The organism is Photorhabdus kleinii (assembly GCF_025384885.1).
Taxonomy (GTDB): domain Bacteria; phylum Pseudomonadota; class Gammaproteobacteria; order Enterobacterales; family Enterobacteriaceae; genus Photorhabdus; species Photorhabdus kayaii.
Genome location: NZ_JAJAFY010000145.1, coordinates 1 through 1062 on the forward strand (window position 1 = coordinate 1; position 1062 = coordinate 1062).

A 1062-nucleotide genomic window follows, 5' to 3' on the forward strand; every position below is an offset into this window, starting at 1 on the left:
CATTTATTAGCGCCGCTGCATGATGTGTTTGGGGACCCGGTTGAATACCGTCCAGCAAGCGGCGCTCATTACACTATCAGCGGCATCTTTGACCGGGCTTACACGCAAGAAGTGGAATCACTTGATGACGGCAGCACCATCAATACAACTTCTCCCGTACTTGGGGTGCGCGACATTGAGTTTCAGGCGCCGCCAAAAAAGGGAGATCGGGTATTGGTTGGTGTTGTGGGCGGTGTTCCTGTCAATACTTTGTTTGCCGTGGCTGATATTCAGCCCGATAGCCACGGCGGGACAAAATTAATACTTAACAGGGTGAAATCATGAACGCGGCAGGTATCAGGGCGTTAGTCATTGACGCGCTCAAACACAAGACCGATGCAGAAGCGCGGGTTTACTCCCCGCGTGACTGGTCAACAACGGAAGATATGTATCCTGTCATTCTTGTGCAGACACCAATTGACGTTAAACAGTCACTGGGACGTAACGCGCCCCAGTTCAACACCGTCACAACTGTGCGCATTACTGGAAGATTGCAGGAACTTGACAGCGAAGCCGAAGACGATGGCGCAGTTAAAGCCGAGGAGTCTCTCGAACGATTACGTGAACAGATAGAGCGGGCTGTTATCAACAGTTATGAACTCACTCGTCAGACTCAGCAGTTTTCCCAGGTTCGCTCAACAATCGATATTGATGCCAGCGGGGAAGGACATACAGCGCAATTATTGATGGAGCTGGATATTGAATATTACCAAGGTCCGGAAGATTTCTATGAAATCGAAGCGGCCGAACTGGACGAAATCGACGTCACAATCGCTATGCCTGACGGCACGCCAGAACCTCATTTCAGAATTCAGGAGTAATCCATGTTTGTAAAACCCGTTGCCGGGCGCAGCGTACGCGACCCGGTTAAGGGCACGCATTTGCCCGAAGGTTGTACAGAAGTACAAGACAGCCTGTTTTGGCATCGTCGCGTAAAAGACGGTGACGTTGAAATATGTCAGCCTGAAAAAGCAGTTAAAAAGGCAGTTAAGGAGAATGAATAATGGCCGTACCCTTTTCACG

3 protein-coding genes are annotated in these 1062 nt (G+C 50.0%); all 3 read left to right on the forward strand.

Features of this window, described 5'->3' with window-relative positions; genetic code table 11:
* Positions 1-324: head-tail joining protein (locus LG003_RS23060; protein ID WP_262981769.1), on the forward strand; the 324-nt coding region annotated here is incomplete at its 5' end.
* Complete coding sequence (locus LG003_RS23065; RefSeq protein WP_112879685.1) at positions 321-860, forward strand: ATP-binding protein; 540 nt, start codon at positions 321-323, stop codon at positions 858-860. The genes LG003_RS23060 and LG003_RS23065, both read left to right, overlap by 4 nt.
* 3 nt (positions 861-863) lie before the next feature.
* A complete protein-coding gene (locus tag LG003_RS23070; RefSeq protein ID WP_112879686.1) occupies positions 864-1043 on the forward strand; it encodes a DUF2635 domain-containing protein in 180 nt (59 codons plus the stop codon).
* The last annotated feature ends 19 nt before the right edge of the window (positions 1044-1062 follow it).

Bases quoted from the DNA above. Each gene is read 5' to 3' on its own strand.
- LG003_RS23065 (WP_112879685.1), top strand. From the start codon at position 321: ATGAACGCGGCAGGTATCAGGGCGTTAGTCATTGACGCGCTCAAACAC.
- LG003_RS23070 (WP_112879686.1), top strand. From the start codon at position 864: ATGTTTGTAAAACCCGTTGCCGGGCGCAGCGTACGCGACCCGGTTAAG.